Origin of the sequence: Pseudomonas sp. PDM18 (assembly GCF_014852585.1) — a bacterium.
GTDB lineage: Bacteria > Pseudomonadota > Gammaproteobacteria > Pseudomonadales > Pseudomonadaceae > Pseudomonas.
Genome location: NZ_JACVBX010000003.1, coordinates 119,047 through 131,551 on the forward strand (window position 1 = coordinate 119,047; position 12,505 = coordinate 131,551).

The window sequence follows — 12,505 nt, forward strand, 5'->3', positions numbered from 1 at the left end:
GCGAGAACCTTAGAAGTAGCCCTGACGTTTCTTTTCTTCCATCGAACCGGCGGCATCGTGGTCAATGACCCGGCCCTGGCGTTCGGAAGTTCGCGTCAGCAGCATTTCCTGGATGATTTCCGGCAACGAAGTAGCGGTGGACTCCACCGCGCCGGTCAGCGGGTAGCAGCCCAGGGTACGGAAACGCACCATCTTCTTCTGGATGCTGGCCTTCTGCTCGGGCGTGAGGTGCTCGAGGATGCGCTCGTCGTCGATCATGATCAGCGAGCCGTTCATCTCGATGACTTCGCGCTCGGCGGCGAAGTACAGCGGCACGATCGGGATCTGTTCCAGGTAGATGTACTGCCAGATGTCCAGCTCGGTCCAGTTCGACAGCGGGAAGACGCGGATCGACTCGCCCTTCTTCACCTTGCCGTTGTAGATGTTCCACAGCTCCGGACGCTGGTTCTTCGGGTCCCAGCGGTGCTTGCTGTCACGGAAGGAGTAGACGCGCTCCTTGGCGCGGGACTTCTCCTCGTCGCGGCGGGCACCACCGAAGGCGGCATCGAAGCCGTGCTTGTCGAGCGCCTGTTTGAGGCCCTCGGTCTTCATGATGTCGGTGTGCTTGGCGCTGCCGTGGGTGAACGGGTTGATGTCCTGAGCCACGCCATCGGGGTTGATGTGGGTGATCAGGTCCAGGCCCAGTTCCTCGACCATCCTGGTGCGGAAGCTGTACATCTCCTGGAATTTCCAGCGGGTGTCGACATGCATCACCGGAAAAGGCAGCTTGCCGGGGAAAAAGGCCTTGCGCGCGAGGTGAAGCATCACCGCGCTGTCCTTGCCGATCGAGTACAGCATCACCGGGTTGTCGAACTCGGCGGCGACCTCGCGGATGATGTGGATGCTCTCGGCCTCCAGCTGTTTCAGATGCGTCAGTTTGTCGACCATGGCTACTCACGGAATTGCTTATGGACGGCCGGCGGGCCGTAGACGAGCGCGCACTCTATCACAGCGCAAGGCTCTAACCGGCGGGCCGGTTATACCGAAAAAATATACTGATATAGCCATACGCGCTCAGTGCGAACACCGCTTTCAACCGGTGTCTGAAGGACCGCTCCCGAGGCGCTCGACCGAGGCGCAGCAAAGGCCCAAATGCCATCTCGGAAACAACCTCGGGACTTTTCCTGCAACAGAGTCAGCGGCTTCTACGATGCTCTCCCGGCTTGTGCCCGGCCGGCACTGCGCTAGCATAGCGGCACGTTTTCCTGTCCCAGAAGATTCCCCATGCGCCGCATCGCTTTCGCCCTGCCTCTGCTTGTCCTCATCTCCGCGTGCAGCAGCAAACCGACTCCCGCTCCGCAGCCGGCCCAGAAGCCGAAGACGCCGACCCTGATCACGCCCAGCGCCCATCCGGCGTTCGGCTCGGTGCAGCCGATTACCCCGCTGCGCGGCGACTTCGCCGGCAACGCCAGTGCCCAGCGCTTCATCGACCGCATGGTGAGCCAGCACAACTTCAACCGCCAGGACCTTCAGGATCTGTTCGCCCAGACCCGCGAGCTGGACTGGGTGATCCGCCTGATGGACCGCCAGGCGCCGACCTACACTCCGCCCAGCGGCCCGAATGGCGCGTGGCTACGCTACCGGAAGAAGTTCATCACCCCGGACAACGTGCAGAAGGGCGTGCAGTTCTGGGACCAGTACGAAGCCGACCTACAGCGAGCCTCGCGCACCTACGGCGTACCGCCGGAAATCATCGTCGGCATCATCGGCGTGGAAACCCGCTGGGGCCGCGTGATGGGCAAAACACGGATCATCGACGCGCTGGCCACCCTCTCCTTCTCCTACCCGCGCCGCGCCGAGTTCTTCAGCGGCGAACTGGAGCAGTTCCTCCTTCAGGCGCGCAAGGAAGGCGACAATCCCCTGGAGATGCGCGGTTCCTACGCCGGCGCCATGGGCTACGGGCAATTCATGCCCTCCTCCTTCACAAAATACGCGGTGGACTTCGACGGCGACGGTCACCGCGACCTGTGGAACCCGCGCGACGCCATCGGCAGTGTGGCCAACTACTTCAAGCAACACGGCTGGGTGACTGGGGACGCGGTGGCAATCCCGGCGACCGGGCAGGCCCGCTCGCTGGAAGACGGCTTCAAGACCCAGTACCCGATCAGCGTGCTGGCCAACGCAGGCCTGCGCCCGCAGGGCTCGCTGGGAAACCATCAGAGCGCCAGCCTGCTGCGCCTGGACATGGGCAACACCTACCAGTACTGGTACGGTCTACCGAATTTCTACGTGATCACCCGCTACAACCACAGCACGCACTACGCAATGGCGGTGTGGGAGCTGGGCAAGGCAGTCGACCGCCAGCGCCACGGCTACCGCTGAGGCGCGTACAAAAAAGCCGGCTCATTGAGCCGGCTTTTTTCATGGCGCCGAAGAGTCAGGCCGGGTTCGGACAATCGATGAACAGGTGCTCGATGGCGAAGCGCTTGGCCAGGTAATCCCCCAGCGCCTGCACGCCGTAGCGCTCGGTGGCATGGTGGCCGGCGGCGATGAAGCTGATGCCGTTCTCCCGCGCGCTATGCACGGTCTGCTCGGAGACTTCACCGGTCAGGTAGGCATCGACGCCGGCGGCGATGGCCTGGTCGATGTAACCCTGGGCACCACCGGTGCACCAGGCGATGCGGCGGATCGGCTGACCGCCATCCACCAGCAGCGGCTCGCGGCCCAGCACGTCGCGCACATGCAGCGCGAGATCACTCGGCAGCATGGGCTCGGCGAGCGAGCCAACCAGCACGATGGAGCGCGGGTTGCCCGGCTCCAGCGGCCCTTCGATCTCGAAGCCGAGCTGGCGACCCAGTTGCACGTTGTTGCCCACCTCAGGATGCAGATCCAGCGGCAGGTGATAGGCCAGCAGACTGATGTCGTGGCTCAGCAGGGTCTTCAGGCGACGCTGCTTCATGCCGACCACGCGGGCGTCCTCGCCCTTCCAGAAATAGCCGTGGTGGACCAGCACCACATCGGCGCCCGCTTCCACGGCAGCATCCAGCAGCGCCTGGCTGGCGGTGACACCGGAAACGATGCGGCGCACCTGCGGGCGACCCTCGACCTGCAGGCCGTTGGGGCAGTAATCCTGGATCTTCGCCGCGTCGAGAAAACGGTCCGCTTCCTCGACCAGCGTGCTCAGTGCGATTGCCATCGAAATTCCTCCGACATCGGCTGCGAGCGTCTATTTTCTTGGCTCGCCGCCCGTATAATGGCCGCCACCCTATCGGCCATCCCCCGGCCAAGCAACCCCAAGGATTTTCTTCGATGCTGAAGGCCCTGCGTTTCCTCGGCTGGCCCGTGCTGGTTGGCGTCCTGTTGGCGCTGCTGATCATCCAGCATAACCCGCAATGGGTCGGCCTTCCGCAGCAGGAAGTGCACCTGCAACAGGCCCCGCTGCTCAGTAGACTGCAACAGGGCCCGGTCAGCTACGCCGATGCCGTGACCCGCTCCTCGCCGGCGGTGGCCAACCTGTACACCACCAAGATGGTCAGCAAGCCAAACAACTCTATGCTCGACGACCCGCTGTTCCGGCGCTTCTTCGGCGATAACCTGCCGCAGCAGAAGCGCATGGAATCGAGCCTGGGTTCGGCGGTGATCATGAGCCCCGAAGGCTACCTGCTGACCAACAACCACGTGACCTCCGGCGCCGACCAGATCGTCGTGGCCCTGCGCGACGGCCGCGAGACAATCGCCCGCCTGGTCGGCAGCGACCCGGAGACCGACCTCGCGGTACTGAAGATCGACCTCAAGGATCTGCCCTCGATCATGCTCGGTCGCTCCGACGGCATCCGCACCGGCGACGTCTGCCTGGCCATCGGCAACCCCTTCGGCGTCGGCCAGACCGTCACCATGGGCATCATCAGCGCCACCGGCCGCAACCAGCTGGGCCTGAACACCTACGAAGACTTCATCCAGACCGACGCGGCAATCAACCCGGGCAACTCCGGCGGCGCGCTGGTGGATGCCAATGGCAACCTGATCGGCATCAACACCGCGATCTTCTCAAAGTCCGGCGGCTCCCAGGGCATCGGCTTCGCCATCCCGACCAAGCTGGCCCTGGAAGTCATGCAGTCGATCATCGAGCACGGCCAGGTGATCCGCGGCTGGCTCGGCGTCGAAGTGCAGCCGCTGACCCCGGAACTGGCCGAGTCCTTCGACCTCAAGGACAAGGCCGGCATCGTCGTCGCCGGCGTCTACCGCGACGGCCCCGCCGCCAAGGGCGGACTGCTGCCGGGCGACATCATCCTGAACATCGATGGCGAGGCCGCCAGCGATGGCCGTCGCTCGATGAACCAGGTCGCGCGCACCAAGCCGGGCGAGAAGATCACCATCGAAGTGCTGCGCAACGGCAAACCAGTGACGCTCAACGCAGAAGTCGGCCTGCGCCCGCCGCCCGCACCTAACGCCAACTGATGCGGCTCGCTTTTCGAGAGCCATAAAAAACGGCGCCCGAGGGCGCCGTTTTCATTTGCAGCGACAGCGTCACAGCTTAAGCCGCAGAACATCGATCAGAGCCTGGTTCTGCTCTTCGGTGCCGATGCTGATGCGCAGGAACTGGTTGATCCGCTGCTGCTTGAAGTGACGCACGATCACGCCCTCCTCGCGCAGGGCCGCGGCCAGCTCGGCGCCGTCGCGCTGCGGGTGACGGGCGAAGATGAAGTTCGCCGCTGACGGCAGCACGTCGAAGCCCAGGGTGTTCAGCTCGGCCACCAGCTTCTCGCGGCTGTGGATAACTGCGTTGCAGGTCTGCTCGAAGTAGGCCTGGTCCTCGAAGGACGCCGCCGCGCCAGCCAGCGCCAGGCGGTCCAGCGGGTAGGAGTTGAAGCTGTTCTTCACCCGCTCGAGCGCTTCGATCAGGTCCTCGTGGCCCACCGCGAACCCGACCCGCAGGCCCGCCAGCGAGCGCGACTTGGACAGGGTCTGCGCCACCAGCAGGTTCGGGTAGCGGTTGACCAGGGAAATCGCGGTCTCGCCACCGAAGTCGACGTAGGCCTCGTCCACCAGCACCACGCTGTCCGGGCTCGCTTGCAGCAGGCGTTCGATGGCCTCGAGCGGCAGCAGGCAACCAGTGGGCGCGTTGGGGTTGGGGAAGATGATGCCGCCGTTCGGGCGCGCGTAATCCTCGACGCGGATCTGGAACTGCTCATCCAGCGGCAGCGCTTCGAAGTCAATGCCGTAGAGGCCGCAGTAGACCGGGTAGAAGCTGTAGGTCACGTCGGGGAACAGCAGCGGCTTGCCGTGCTGGAACAGCGCGTGGAAGGCGTGGGCCAGGACTTCGTCCGAACCGTTGCCGACGAAGACCTGGGAGGTCTTCACACCGTGGTACTCGGCGATGGTCTGCTTCAGGCGGTCGGCGTTCGGGTCCGGGTACAGGCGCAGCGTATCGTTCAGCTCGACCTGGATCGCGGCGACCACCTTCGGCGACGGGCCGTAGGGGTTCTCGTTGGTGTTCAGCTTAACCAGCTTGGCCAGCTTCGGCTGCTCGCCCGGAACGTAGGGCACCAGTTCCTTGACGAAGGGACTCCAGAATTTGCTCATCGATTACTCACTCTTGCCGTCAAGGATACGGAACTCAGCGCTGCGCGCATGTGCGGTCAGCGACTCGCCACGGGCCAGGATCGAAGCGGTCTTGCCCAGTTCGGAAGCGCCCGGCGCGGAGCAGAAGATGATCGAGGAACGCTTCTGGAAGTCATACACGCCCAGTGGCGAGGAGAAGCGCGCGGTGCCGGAAGTCGGCAGCACGTGGTTCGGCCCGGCGCAGTAGTCGCCCAGCGCCTCGGCGGTGTAACGGCCCATGAAAATGGCACCGGCGTGACGAATCTTGGGCAGCCAGCTTTCCGGGTCTTCCACCGACAGCTCCAGGTGCTCCGGGGCGATGCGATTGGCGACCTGGCAGGCCTGCTCCTGGTCCGCGACAAGGATCAGCGCGCCGCGGTTGGTCAGCGAAGTGCGGATGATCTCGGCGCGCTCCATGGTCGGCAGCAGCTTCTCGATGCTGGCGGCAACCTTGTCGAGGAAGGCCGCGTCCGGGCTGACCAGGATCGACTGGGCGTCTTCGTCGTGCTCGGCCTGGGAGAACAGGTCCATGGCGATCCAGTCCGGATCGGTGCCGCCATCGCAGACCACGAGGATTTCGGAGGGGCCAGCGATCATGTCGATGCCAACCTGGCCGAATACATGGCGCTTGGCGGTGGCGACATAGATGTTGCCCGGACCGACGATCTTGTCCACCTGCGGCACGCTCTCGGTGCCGTAGGCCAGCGCGGCCACGGCCTGGGCGCCACCGATGGTGAAGACGCGGTCGACCCCGGCGATGCAAGCGGCGGCCAGGACAATCTCGTTGATCTCGCCACGCGGGGTCGGAACGACCATCACCACTTCGTTAACGCCGGCGACCTTGGCTGGAATGGCGTTCATCAGCACGGAAGACGGATAGGACGCCTTGCCGCCCGGCACGTACAGGCCGGCGCGGTCCAGCGGGGTAACCTGCTGGCCGAGCACGGTGCCGTCGGCTTCGGTGTAGCGCCAGGAGTCTTGTTTCTGCTTCTCGTGGTAGCTGCGCACACGTTCGGCAGCCGTTTCCAGAGCTTCGCGCTGGGCTGGGGTGATGCGGGTCAGGGCCAGTTCCAGACGCTCGCGCGGCAGGATCAGGTCGGCCATGGTCTTGGCATCGACACCGTCGAAGCGCTGGGTGAACTCGACCACGGCAGCATCACCGCGCTTGCGCACGTCGGCAATGATGTCCAGGACGCGCTGGTTCACCGACTCGTCGGACACGCTTTCCCAGGAGAGCAGATGGTCCAGATGACGCGCGAAGTCCGGATCGGCGGCGTTGAGTCGACGGATAGCGAAGGGTGCGGTCATAGCTGGCCTCTTTAATTGGCATGATCTCGGGCGCCGCAAGACTATCAAGCCTTCCGTGCGGGCACCCGAGAAAATTTGGCTATGACACGGATAGGCGGCCGCGACCGAAGCCGCGGTATGAATTACGCCCGGTGTCGAGACTCCACTGCTTCGCGCAGGGTGTCGATCAGGGCCTGGATGCGCGCGTGCTGCATCTTCATCGAGGCCTTGTTCACGACCAGGCGCGAGCTGATGTTAGCGATCAGTTCCTGGGGTTCCAGGCCGTTCGCACGCAGTGTGTTGCCGGTGTCGACCACGTCGATGATCTTGTCGGCGAGGCCGACCAGCGGTGCCAGCTCCATGGAGCCGTAAAGCTTGATCACGTCGACCTGACGGCCCTGTTCGGCGTAGTAGCGCTTGGCGACATTGACGAACTTGGTGGCCACGCGCAGGCGGCCCTTGGGCTCCGGCGCGCCGACCGCACCAGCGGTCATCAGCTTGCAGTTGGCGATCTTCAGGTCCAGCGGCTCGTAGAGGCCCTGGCCACCGTACTCCATGAGCACGTCCTTGCCCGCGACGCCGAGGTCGGCAGCGCCGTGCTCGACATAGGTCGGCACGTCGGTGGCGCGCACGATCAGCAGGCGCACGTCATCGAGGGTGGTGGGGATGATCAGCTTGCGGCTCTTGTCCGGATTCTCGGTCGGCACGATGCCCGCCGCTGCGAGCAGCGGCAGGGTGTCGTCGAGGATACGGCCCTTGGACAGGGCAATCGTCAGCATTGTCTGGCTCAGCCCTAGCCCGGCACGCGGCGAATCTTCGCCCCGAGCAGTTGCAGTTTCTCTTCGATGCACTCGTAACCACGATCGATGTGGTAGATGCGGTCGATCATGGTATCGCCGTCAGCCACCAGGGCTGCGATCACCAGGCTGGCGGAAGCGCGCAGGTCGGTCGCCATGACCGGTGCGCCCTTGAGCTGCGGAACGCCGGTGACGATGGCGGTGTTGCCCTCGACCAGGATCTGCGCGCCCATGCGGTTCATCTCGTAGACGTGCATGAAGCGGTTCTCGAACACGGTCTCGATGACCGCGCCGGTGCCTTCGGCGATGGCGTTCAGGGAGATGAACTGGGCCTGCATGTCAGTCGGGAATGCCGGGTACGGCGCGGTACGAAGGTTCACTGCCTTCGGCCGGTTGCCCTTCATGTCCAGCTCGATCCAGTTGCTGCCGGTGGTGATGTGCGCTCCGGCTTCGACCAGCTTGGCCAGCACGGCCTCGAGGATGGTCGGATCGGTGTCCTTGAGCTTGACGCGGCCACCGGTGGCCGCCGCGGCGACCAGGTAGGTACCGGTCTCGATGCGGTCGGGCATGACGCTGTACTTGGCGCCGCCGCCCAGGCTTTTCACACCGTTGATCACGATGGTGTCGGTACCGGCGCCTTGCACGTCACCGCCCATGGCGTTGATGAAGTTCGCCAGGTCGACGACCTCGGGCTCGCGCGCGGCGTTTTCCAGCACGGAGCGGCCATTGGCCAGGGCCGCGGCCATCATGATGTTCTCTGTACCGGTCACGGACACGGTGTCGAAGAAGAAGTGCGCACCCTTCAGGCCGCCGGCCGGAGCCTTCGCCTTGATGTAGCCGCCTTCGACATCGATCTGCGCGCCCATGGCTTCCAGGCCGCGGATGTGCAGGTCCACCGGACGCGAGCCGATGGCGCAGCCGCCGGGCAGCGCGACTTCGGCTTCACCGAAGCGGGCGACCATCGGGCCGAGTACGAGGATCGACGCACGCATGGTCTTGACCAGTTCGTACGGCGCCACCAGGGTCTTGATGGTGCTGGCATCGACTTCGACGTTGAGCTTCTCGTCGATGATCGGCTGCACGCCCATGCGACCGAACAGCTCGATCATGGTGGTGATGTCGTGCAGGTGCGGCAGGTTGCAGACGGTCACCGGGGTGTCCGCCAGCAGGGTCGCGGCAAGGATCGGCAGCGCCGAGTTCTTCGCGCCGGAGATGCGGATCTCGCCATCGAGACGAGTGCCGCCGGTAATGATCAGTTTATCCATTGCTATTTTCCCCGTGGGCTCAGGAACGCTCGGCCCAGGCGGCGCGGCTGAAGAATTTCATGGTGACGGCATGGATGGCGCCGGAGGCGATCCACTCGTTCAGGTGGGCATAGATCTGTTGCTGGCGCTTGACCGGGCTCAGGCCGGCGAGCTCGTCGCTGATCAGGTTCAGCTGGAAATTGCAGCCTTCGCCTTCCACTTCGATCTGGGTACCTGGGAGTTTCGATTCCAGGAAGTTTTTGACTTCTACGGCCTGCATGCTCAACCTCGTTCGGCGCCCTACGCGCGCGGGTCGGCCATGATACAAAAAAGCCCCCCGCCTGCGAACCCCGGCAGGGGAAGTCGCGGACGGAGGGCCCTTTTAGTGTCTCAATGCTGTAACGGCAGGATCTCCAGGAGCTCGCCAACTTTGGCGATTTCCTGCATGTCCTTGGGCAGGCCGGATATCTGCAGCGTCTTGCCGGCCTTGCGCGCATCACGGGTATAGGACAGCAGCAGCGACAATCCGACGCTGCTGGAGTGCTCCACCGCCGAGCAGTCCAGACGCAGCGCGCCGGCCTTGCTGGAAGCGATCAACCGGGCGCCCTGCTGACGCAGCGCCGGGCCGGTGCTGTAGTCCAGCACGCCAGCAAGGGACAGTTCGCCCTCGCTACGCTCCGTGATACTGCCCTGACTCATTCTGCGCCGCCTTCCGGATGGCCCTTGGCAGCGTCCTTGGCTTTGGCGACCACCTGGCCCCAGCCGGCGATGGTGGCTTCCAGGTCGTTGCGGTTCTTCTGCATGGAATCGGCGAACTGGTCGCGGAACAGCTTGCCGATGTTGATGCCATTGATGATCACGTTACGCAGGCGCCAGGTGCCGCCCTGGTTGACCATGGTGTACTGGACCGGATAGACGGCACCGTTGCCACCGACCACTTCCATGTTCACCGAAGCGCGGTCCTGATCCTGTTTGCCGCTGTTCAGCACGCGGATGTCCTGGTTGTCGTACTCCAGCAGCGCGTTGCCATAGAACTGGAACAGGCTGTTCTTGAAGGTTTCCTCGAAGCGCTTGACCTGCTCCGGAGTCGCCTGACGGGAGTACTTGACGGTCATCACGCCCTTGGCGATGCCCTCGGAATCCACGACCGGGCCGAGAATGCGGTTCAGGGTGTCGTAGAACGCCTGGGGATTGGCCTTGTAGCTGGCCTTGTTGGTCTTCAGGTCCGACAGCAGACTGTCGACGGTCTGCTGCACGACCTGCTGGGCGGTCTGCTCGGCCTGGGCGAACAGCGGCAGGATCGCGAGCAGAACCAGGAAGCCACGGCGCAAGGTTTTCAACATGGAGTGAATCCTCATTTCTTCGAGTCGTCTTTGTTGACCGAATTCAGCAGGAACTTGCCGATCAGGTCTTCCAGCACGAGTGCCGACTGGGTGTCCTTGATGGTATCGCCTTCCTTCAGCAGCTCTTCATCGCCACCGACGCTGATGCCGATGTACTTCTCGCCCAGCAGGCCGGCGGTCAGGATGGAAGCGGTGGAGTCATCCGGCAGGTTGTTGACCTGGCGATTGATCTCCATGGTCACACGACCACGATAGCTGTCATGGTCCAGATCCACCGCAGTGACCTTGCCGATGGTGACGCCTGCCATGGTGACTTTGCCACGCACGGTGACGCCGGCGATGTTGTCGAAATAGGCATACAACTTGTAGGTATCGCCCGAATTGCCGATGGTCAGTCCACTGACACGCAGGGCCAGCAGCAGCAGGGCCAGCAGGCCGGCCAGAATGAACAGGCCTACACCGATTTCCAGGGTGCGGGTTTGCATCAGAAGTCTCCAAACATCAAGGCGGTCAGGATGAAGTCCAGCCCCAGCACGGCCAGGGAGGCATACACAACGGTACGGGTGGTGGCGCGGCTGATCCCTTCGGAGGTCGGTTCGCAGTCATACCCCTGGAAAACGGCGATCCAGGTCACGACGAAGGCGAACACCACGCTCTTGATCACGCCATTGAGAATGTCCTTGGTGAACTGCACGCTGTTCTGCATGTTCGACCAGTACGAACCGTCATACACACCAAGCCAGTCCACGGCGACCAGGGCTCCGCCCCAGATGCCGACGACACTGAAGATAGCTGCCAGCAGCGGCATCGAGATGAAGCCCGCCCACAGACGCGGAGCGATAATGTACTTGAGCGGATCGACGCCGATCATTTCCAGGCTAGACAGCTGCTCAGTGGATTTCATATTGCCGATCTCCGCGGTCAGCGCGGAACCCGCGCGCCCGGCGAACAACAGACCGGTCACCACAGGCCCCAGTTCACGCAGCAGCGTCAGCGCGACCATCTGGCCGACCGCCTGCTCGGAGCCATAGCTGGCCAATATGTTGTAGCCCTGCAGGGCCAGCACCATGCCGATGAACAGACCGGACACGACGATGATCGCCAGGGACAGCACACCCACCGAGTACAACTGCTTGACCAGCAGCTGGAACGCGCCACTGTGCACGCGACGACCGAAGATGGCGTGTACCAGGAACAGGGTCGAACGACCCAGCGACTCAAGGACATCGAGGCCCGCGCGCCCGAGCAGGCGAACGCGCTCGAGCGGTGAAGTCTTGCGCATCAACGTTCTCCCAGCAGGTCGGCGCGGTAATCGCGAGCAGGATAGTGGAACGGCACCGGACCATCCGGGATACCCTTCATGAACTGACGAACCCGCGGATCATCGAGACCCTGCAGGTCGGCCGGCGTTCCGTGACCGAGCACGCGGCCGTCGCCGACGATGTAGATGTAGTCGGCGATACTCGCGGTTTCCGCAAGGTCGTGGGACACCACGATGCTGGTGATTCCCAGGGCATCATTGAGCAGGCGGATCAGGCGCACCAGCACGCCCATGGCGATCGGGTCCTGGCCCACGAACGGTTCGTCGTACATCAGGATCTGAGGGTCCAGCGCGATGGCGCGGGCCAGCGCCACGCGGCGCTTCATGCCGCCGGACAGCTCATCGGGCATCAGATCGACCGCCCCGCGCAAGCCCACGGCCTGCAACTTCATCAGCACGATGTCGCGGATCATGTCCTCGGGCAGCTCGGTGTGCACGCGCAGCGGGAAAGCCACGTTCTCGAAGACGTCGAGGTCGGTGAACAGCGCACCGCTCTGGAACAGCACGCCGAACTGCTTGCGCATGTCGAACAGATCGCTGCGGCCCAGCGTCGGGAGGTTCTGGCCATTGACCCATACCTCACCGCTCGCCGGACGCAGCTGGGCGGCGATCAGTCGCAACAGGGTGGTCTTGCCACAACCCGACGGTCCCATGATCCCGGTGACCTTGCCGCGTGGAATGCGGATGTCCACGTTATCGAAAATCTTACGCGTGCCACGCTTGAAGCTCAGGCCCTTCAGCTCGACCGCGTATTGGTCATTGGTGCTCATAGAACTCCTTTCATCACGGCGCTGTCCGTTGCCCCGTCTGTCACACGGTAGAAACACGGCGCGGCAGGCCGAACGGCCGCGAACTATAACACCCCGCGAAGCCGCGCCCCAAGGGCTGCTAAGCCACCGTTAAGGCACAGTTCAGCAAAATGCGCTCAACATT

14 protein-coding genes are annotated in these 12,505 nt (G+C 63.7%); 2 read left to right on the forward strand and 12 right to left on the reverse strand.

Going from position 1 to position 12,505, the window contains the following annotated elements:
* Positions 1 to 9 precede the first annotated feature (9 nt).
* Complete coding sequence (gene cysD, locus IB274_RS08530) at positions 10 to 927, reverse strand: sulfate adenylyltransferase subunit CysD (RefSeq protein ID WP_192431561.1); 918 nt, start codon at positions 925 to 927, stop codon at positions 10 to 12.
* 336 nt (positions 928 to 1,263) lie between these two features.
* Between cysD and mltB the strand changes: the two genes are divergently transcribed.
* A complete protein-coding gene (mltB, locus tag IB274_RS08535) occupies positions 1,264 to 2,361 on the forward strand; it encodes a lytic murein transglycosylase B (RefSeq protein ID WP_192431562.1) in 1,098 nt (365 codons plus the stop codon).
* Positions 2,362 to 2,416: 55 nt separating this feature from the next.
* On the opposite strand, the gene IB274_RS08540 is transcribed toward mltB, so the two are convergent.
* Positions 2,417 to 3,175, reverse strand: a complete 759-nt coding sequence (locus IB274_RS08540; protein WP_192431563.1) for a Nif3-like dinuclear metal center hexameric protein — start codon at positions 3,173 to 3,175, stop codon at positions 2,417 to 2,419.
* Positions 3,176 to 3,288: 113 nt separating this feature from the next.
* Between IB274_RS08540 and algW the strand changes: the two genes are divergently transcribed.
* Positions 3,289 to 4,437, forward strand: coding sequence for a Do family serine endopeptidase AlgW (algW, locus tag IB274_RS08545; protein WP_192431564.1), 1,149 nt, complete (start codon positions 3,289 to 3,291; stop codon positions 4,435 to 4,437).
* A 69-nt stretch (positions 4,438 to 4,506) separates the two neighbouring features.
* Here algW and hisC read toward each other — a convergent pair whose 3' ends face one another.
* The 10 genes from hisC to IB274_RS08595 form a co-directional block, all read right to left on the reverse strand.
* Positions 4,507 to 5,562 (reverse strand): histidinol-phosphate transaminase, encoded by a 1,056-nt coding sequence (hisC, locus tag IB274_RS08550; protein ID WP_192431565.1) that lies wholly within the window; start codon positions 5,560 to 5,562, stop codon positions 4,507 to 4,509.
* Positions 5,563 to 5,565: 3 nt separating this feature from the next.
* Positions 5,566 to 6,888 carry a histidinol dehydrogenase gene (gene hisD, locus IB274_RS08555; RefSeq protein ID WP_138212289.1) on the reverse strand — a complete coding sequence of 441 codons (1,323 nt, stop codon included), beginning with the start codon at positions 6,886 to 6,888 and terminating at the stop codon, positions 5,566 to 5,568.
* A 122-nt stretch (positions 6,889 to 7,010) separates the two neighbouring features.
* The gene (gene hisG, locus IB274_RS08560; protein ID WP_192431566.1) at positions 7,011 to 7,646 is read right to left on the reverse strand and encodes an ATP phosphoribosyltransferase; all 636 of its coding nucleotides are present in this window, start codon (positions 7,644 to 7,646) and stop codon (positions 7,011 to 7,013) included.
* Positions 7,647 to 7,660: 14 nt separating this feature from the next.
* On the reverse strand, positions 7,661 to 8,929 hold the full coding sequence (gene murA / locus IB274_RS08565; RefSeq protein WP_138212288.1) for a UDP-N-acetylglucosamine 1-carboxyvinyltransferase: 1,269 nt from the start codon (positions 8,927 to 8,929) through the stop codon (positions 7,661 to 7,663).
* A gap of 19 nt (positions 8,930 to 8,948) precedes the next feature.
* Positions 8,949 to 9,188 (reverse strand): BolA family protein, encoded by a 240-nt coding sequence (locus IB274_RS08570; protein WP_017518139.1) that lies wholly within the window; start codon positions 9,186 to 9,188, stop codon positions 8,949 to 8,951.
* Between the two features lie 110 nt (positions 9,189 to 9,298).
* Positions 9,299 to 9,607, reverse strand: coding sequence for a lipid asymmetry maintenance protein MlaB (locus IB274_RS08575; RefSeq protein ID WP_192431567.1), 309 nt, complete (start codon positions 9,605 to 9,607; stop codon positions 9,299 to 9,301).
* Complete coding sequence (locus IB274_RS08580) at positions 9,604 to 10,251, reverse strand: ABC transporter substrate-binding protein (RefSeq protein ID WP_192431568.1); 648 nt, start codon at positions 10,249 to 10,251, stop codon at positions 9,604 to 9,606. Before IB274_RS08580 ends, IB274_RS08575 begins: the two co-directional genes overlap by 4 nt.
* Before the next feature lie 11 nt (positions 10,252 to 10,262).
* Entirely contained in the window at positions 10,263 to 10,736 is a 474-nt protein-coding gene (mlaD, locus tag IB274_RS08585) for an outer membrane lipid asymmetry maintenance protein MlaD (RefSeq protein WP_045209590.1), read from the reverse strand.
* On the reverse strand, positions 10,736 to 11,533 hold the full coding sequence (mlaE, locus tag IB274_RS08590; protein ID WP_017518143.1) for a lipid asymmetry maintenance ABC transporter permease subunit MlaE: 798 nt from the start codon (positions 11,531 to 11,533) through the stop codon (positions 10,736 to 10,738). Before mlaE ends, mlaD begins: the two co-directional genes overlap by 1 nt.
* A complete protein-coding gene (locus tag IB274_RS08595) occupies positions 11,533 to 12,342 on the reverse strand; it encodes an ATP-binding cassette domain-containing protein (protein ID WP_192431569.1) in 810 nt (269 codons plus the stop codon). The genes mlaE and IB274_RS08595 overlap by 1 nt, the downstream gene beginning before the upstream one ends.
* Positions 12,343 to 12,505: the final 163 nt, after the last annotated feature.

What these genes read in the sequence shown, in the direction of transcription:
- cysD (WP_192431561.1), bottom strand. Translation starts at nt 927, where the DNA reads ATGGTCGACAAACTGACGCATCTGAAACAGCTGGAGGCCGAGAGCATC.
- mltB (WP_192431562.1), top strand. Translation starts at nt 1,264, where the DNA reads ATGCGCCGCATCGCTTTCGCCCTGCCTCTGCTTGTCCTCATCTCCGCG.
- IB274_RS08540 (WP_192431563.1), bottom strand. Translation starts at nt 3,175, where the DNA reads ATGGCAATCGCACTGAGCACGCTGGTCGAGGAAGCGGACCGTTTTCTC.
- algW (WP_192431564.1), top strand. Translation starts at nt 3,289, where the DNA reads ATGCTGAAGGCCCTGCGTTTCCTCGGCTGGCCCGTGCTGGTTGGCGTC.
- hisC (WP_192431565.1), bottom strand. Translation starts at nt 5,562, where the DNA reads ATGAGCAAATTCTGGAGTCCCTTCGTCAAGGAACTGGTGCCCTACGTT.
- hisD (WP_138212289.1), bottom strand. Translation starts at nt 6,888, where the DNA reads ATGACCGCACCCTTCGCTATCCGTCGACTCAACGCCGCCGATCCGGAC.
- hisG (WP_192431566.1), bottom strand. Translation starts at nt 7,646, where the DNA reads ATGCTGACGATTGCCCTGTCCAAGGGCCGTATCCTCGACGACACCCTG.
- murA (WP_138212288.1), bottom strand. Translation starts at nt 8,929, where the DNA reads ATGGATAAACTGATCATTACCGGCGGCACTCGTCTCGATGGCGAGATC.
- IB274_RS08570 (WP_017518139.1), bottom strand. Translation starts at nt 9,188, where the DNA reads ATGCAGGCCGTAGAAGTCAAAAACTTCCTGGAATCGAAACTCCCAGGT.
- IB274_RS08575 (WP_192431567.1), bottom strand. Translation starts at nt 9,607, where the DNA reads ATGAGTCAGGGCAGTATCACGGAGCGTAGCGAGGGCGAACTGTCCCTT.
- IB274_RS08580 (WP_192431568.1), bottom strand. Translation starts at nt 10,251, where the DNA reads ATGTTGAAAACCTTGCGCCGTGGCTTCCTGGTTCTGCTCGCGATCCTG.
- mlaD (WP_045209590.1), bottom strand. Translation starts at nt 10,736, where the DNA reads ATGCAAACCCGCACCCTGGAAATCGGTGTAGGCCTGTTCATTCTGGCC.
- mlaE (WP_017518143.1), bottom strand. Translation starts at nt 11,533, where the DNA reads ATGCGCAAGACTTCACCGCTCGAGCGCGTTCGCCTGCTCGGGCGCGCG.
- IB274_RS08595 (WP_192431569.1), bottom strand. Translation starts at nt 12,342, where the DNA reads ATGAGCACCAATGACCAATACGCGGTCGAGCTGAAGGGCCTGAGCTTC.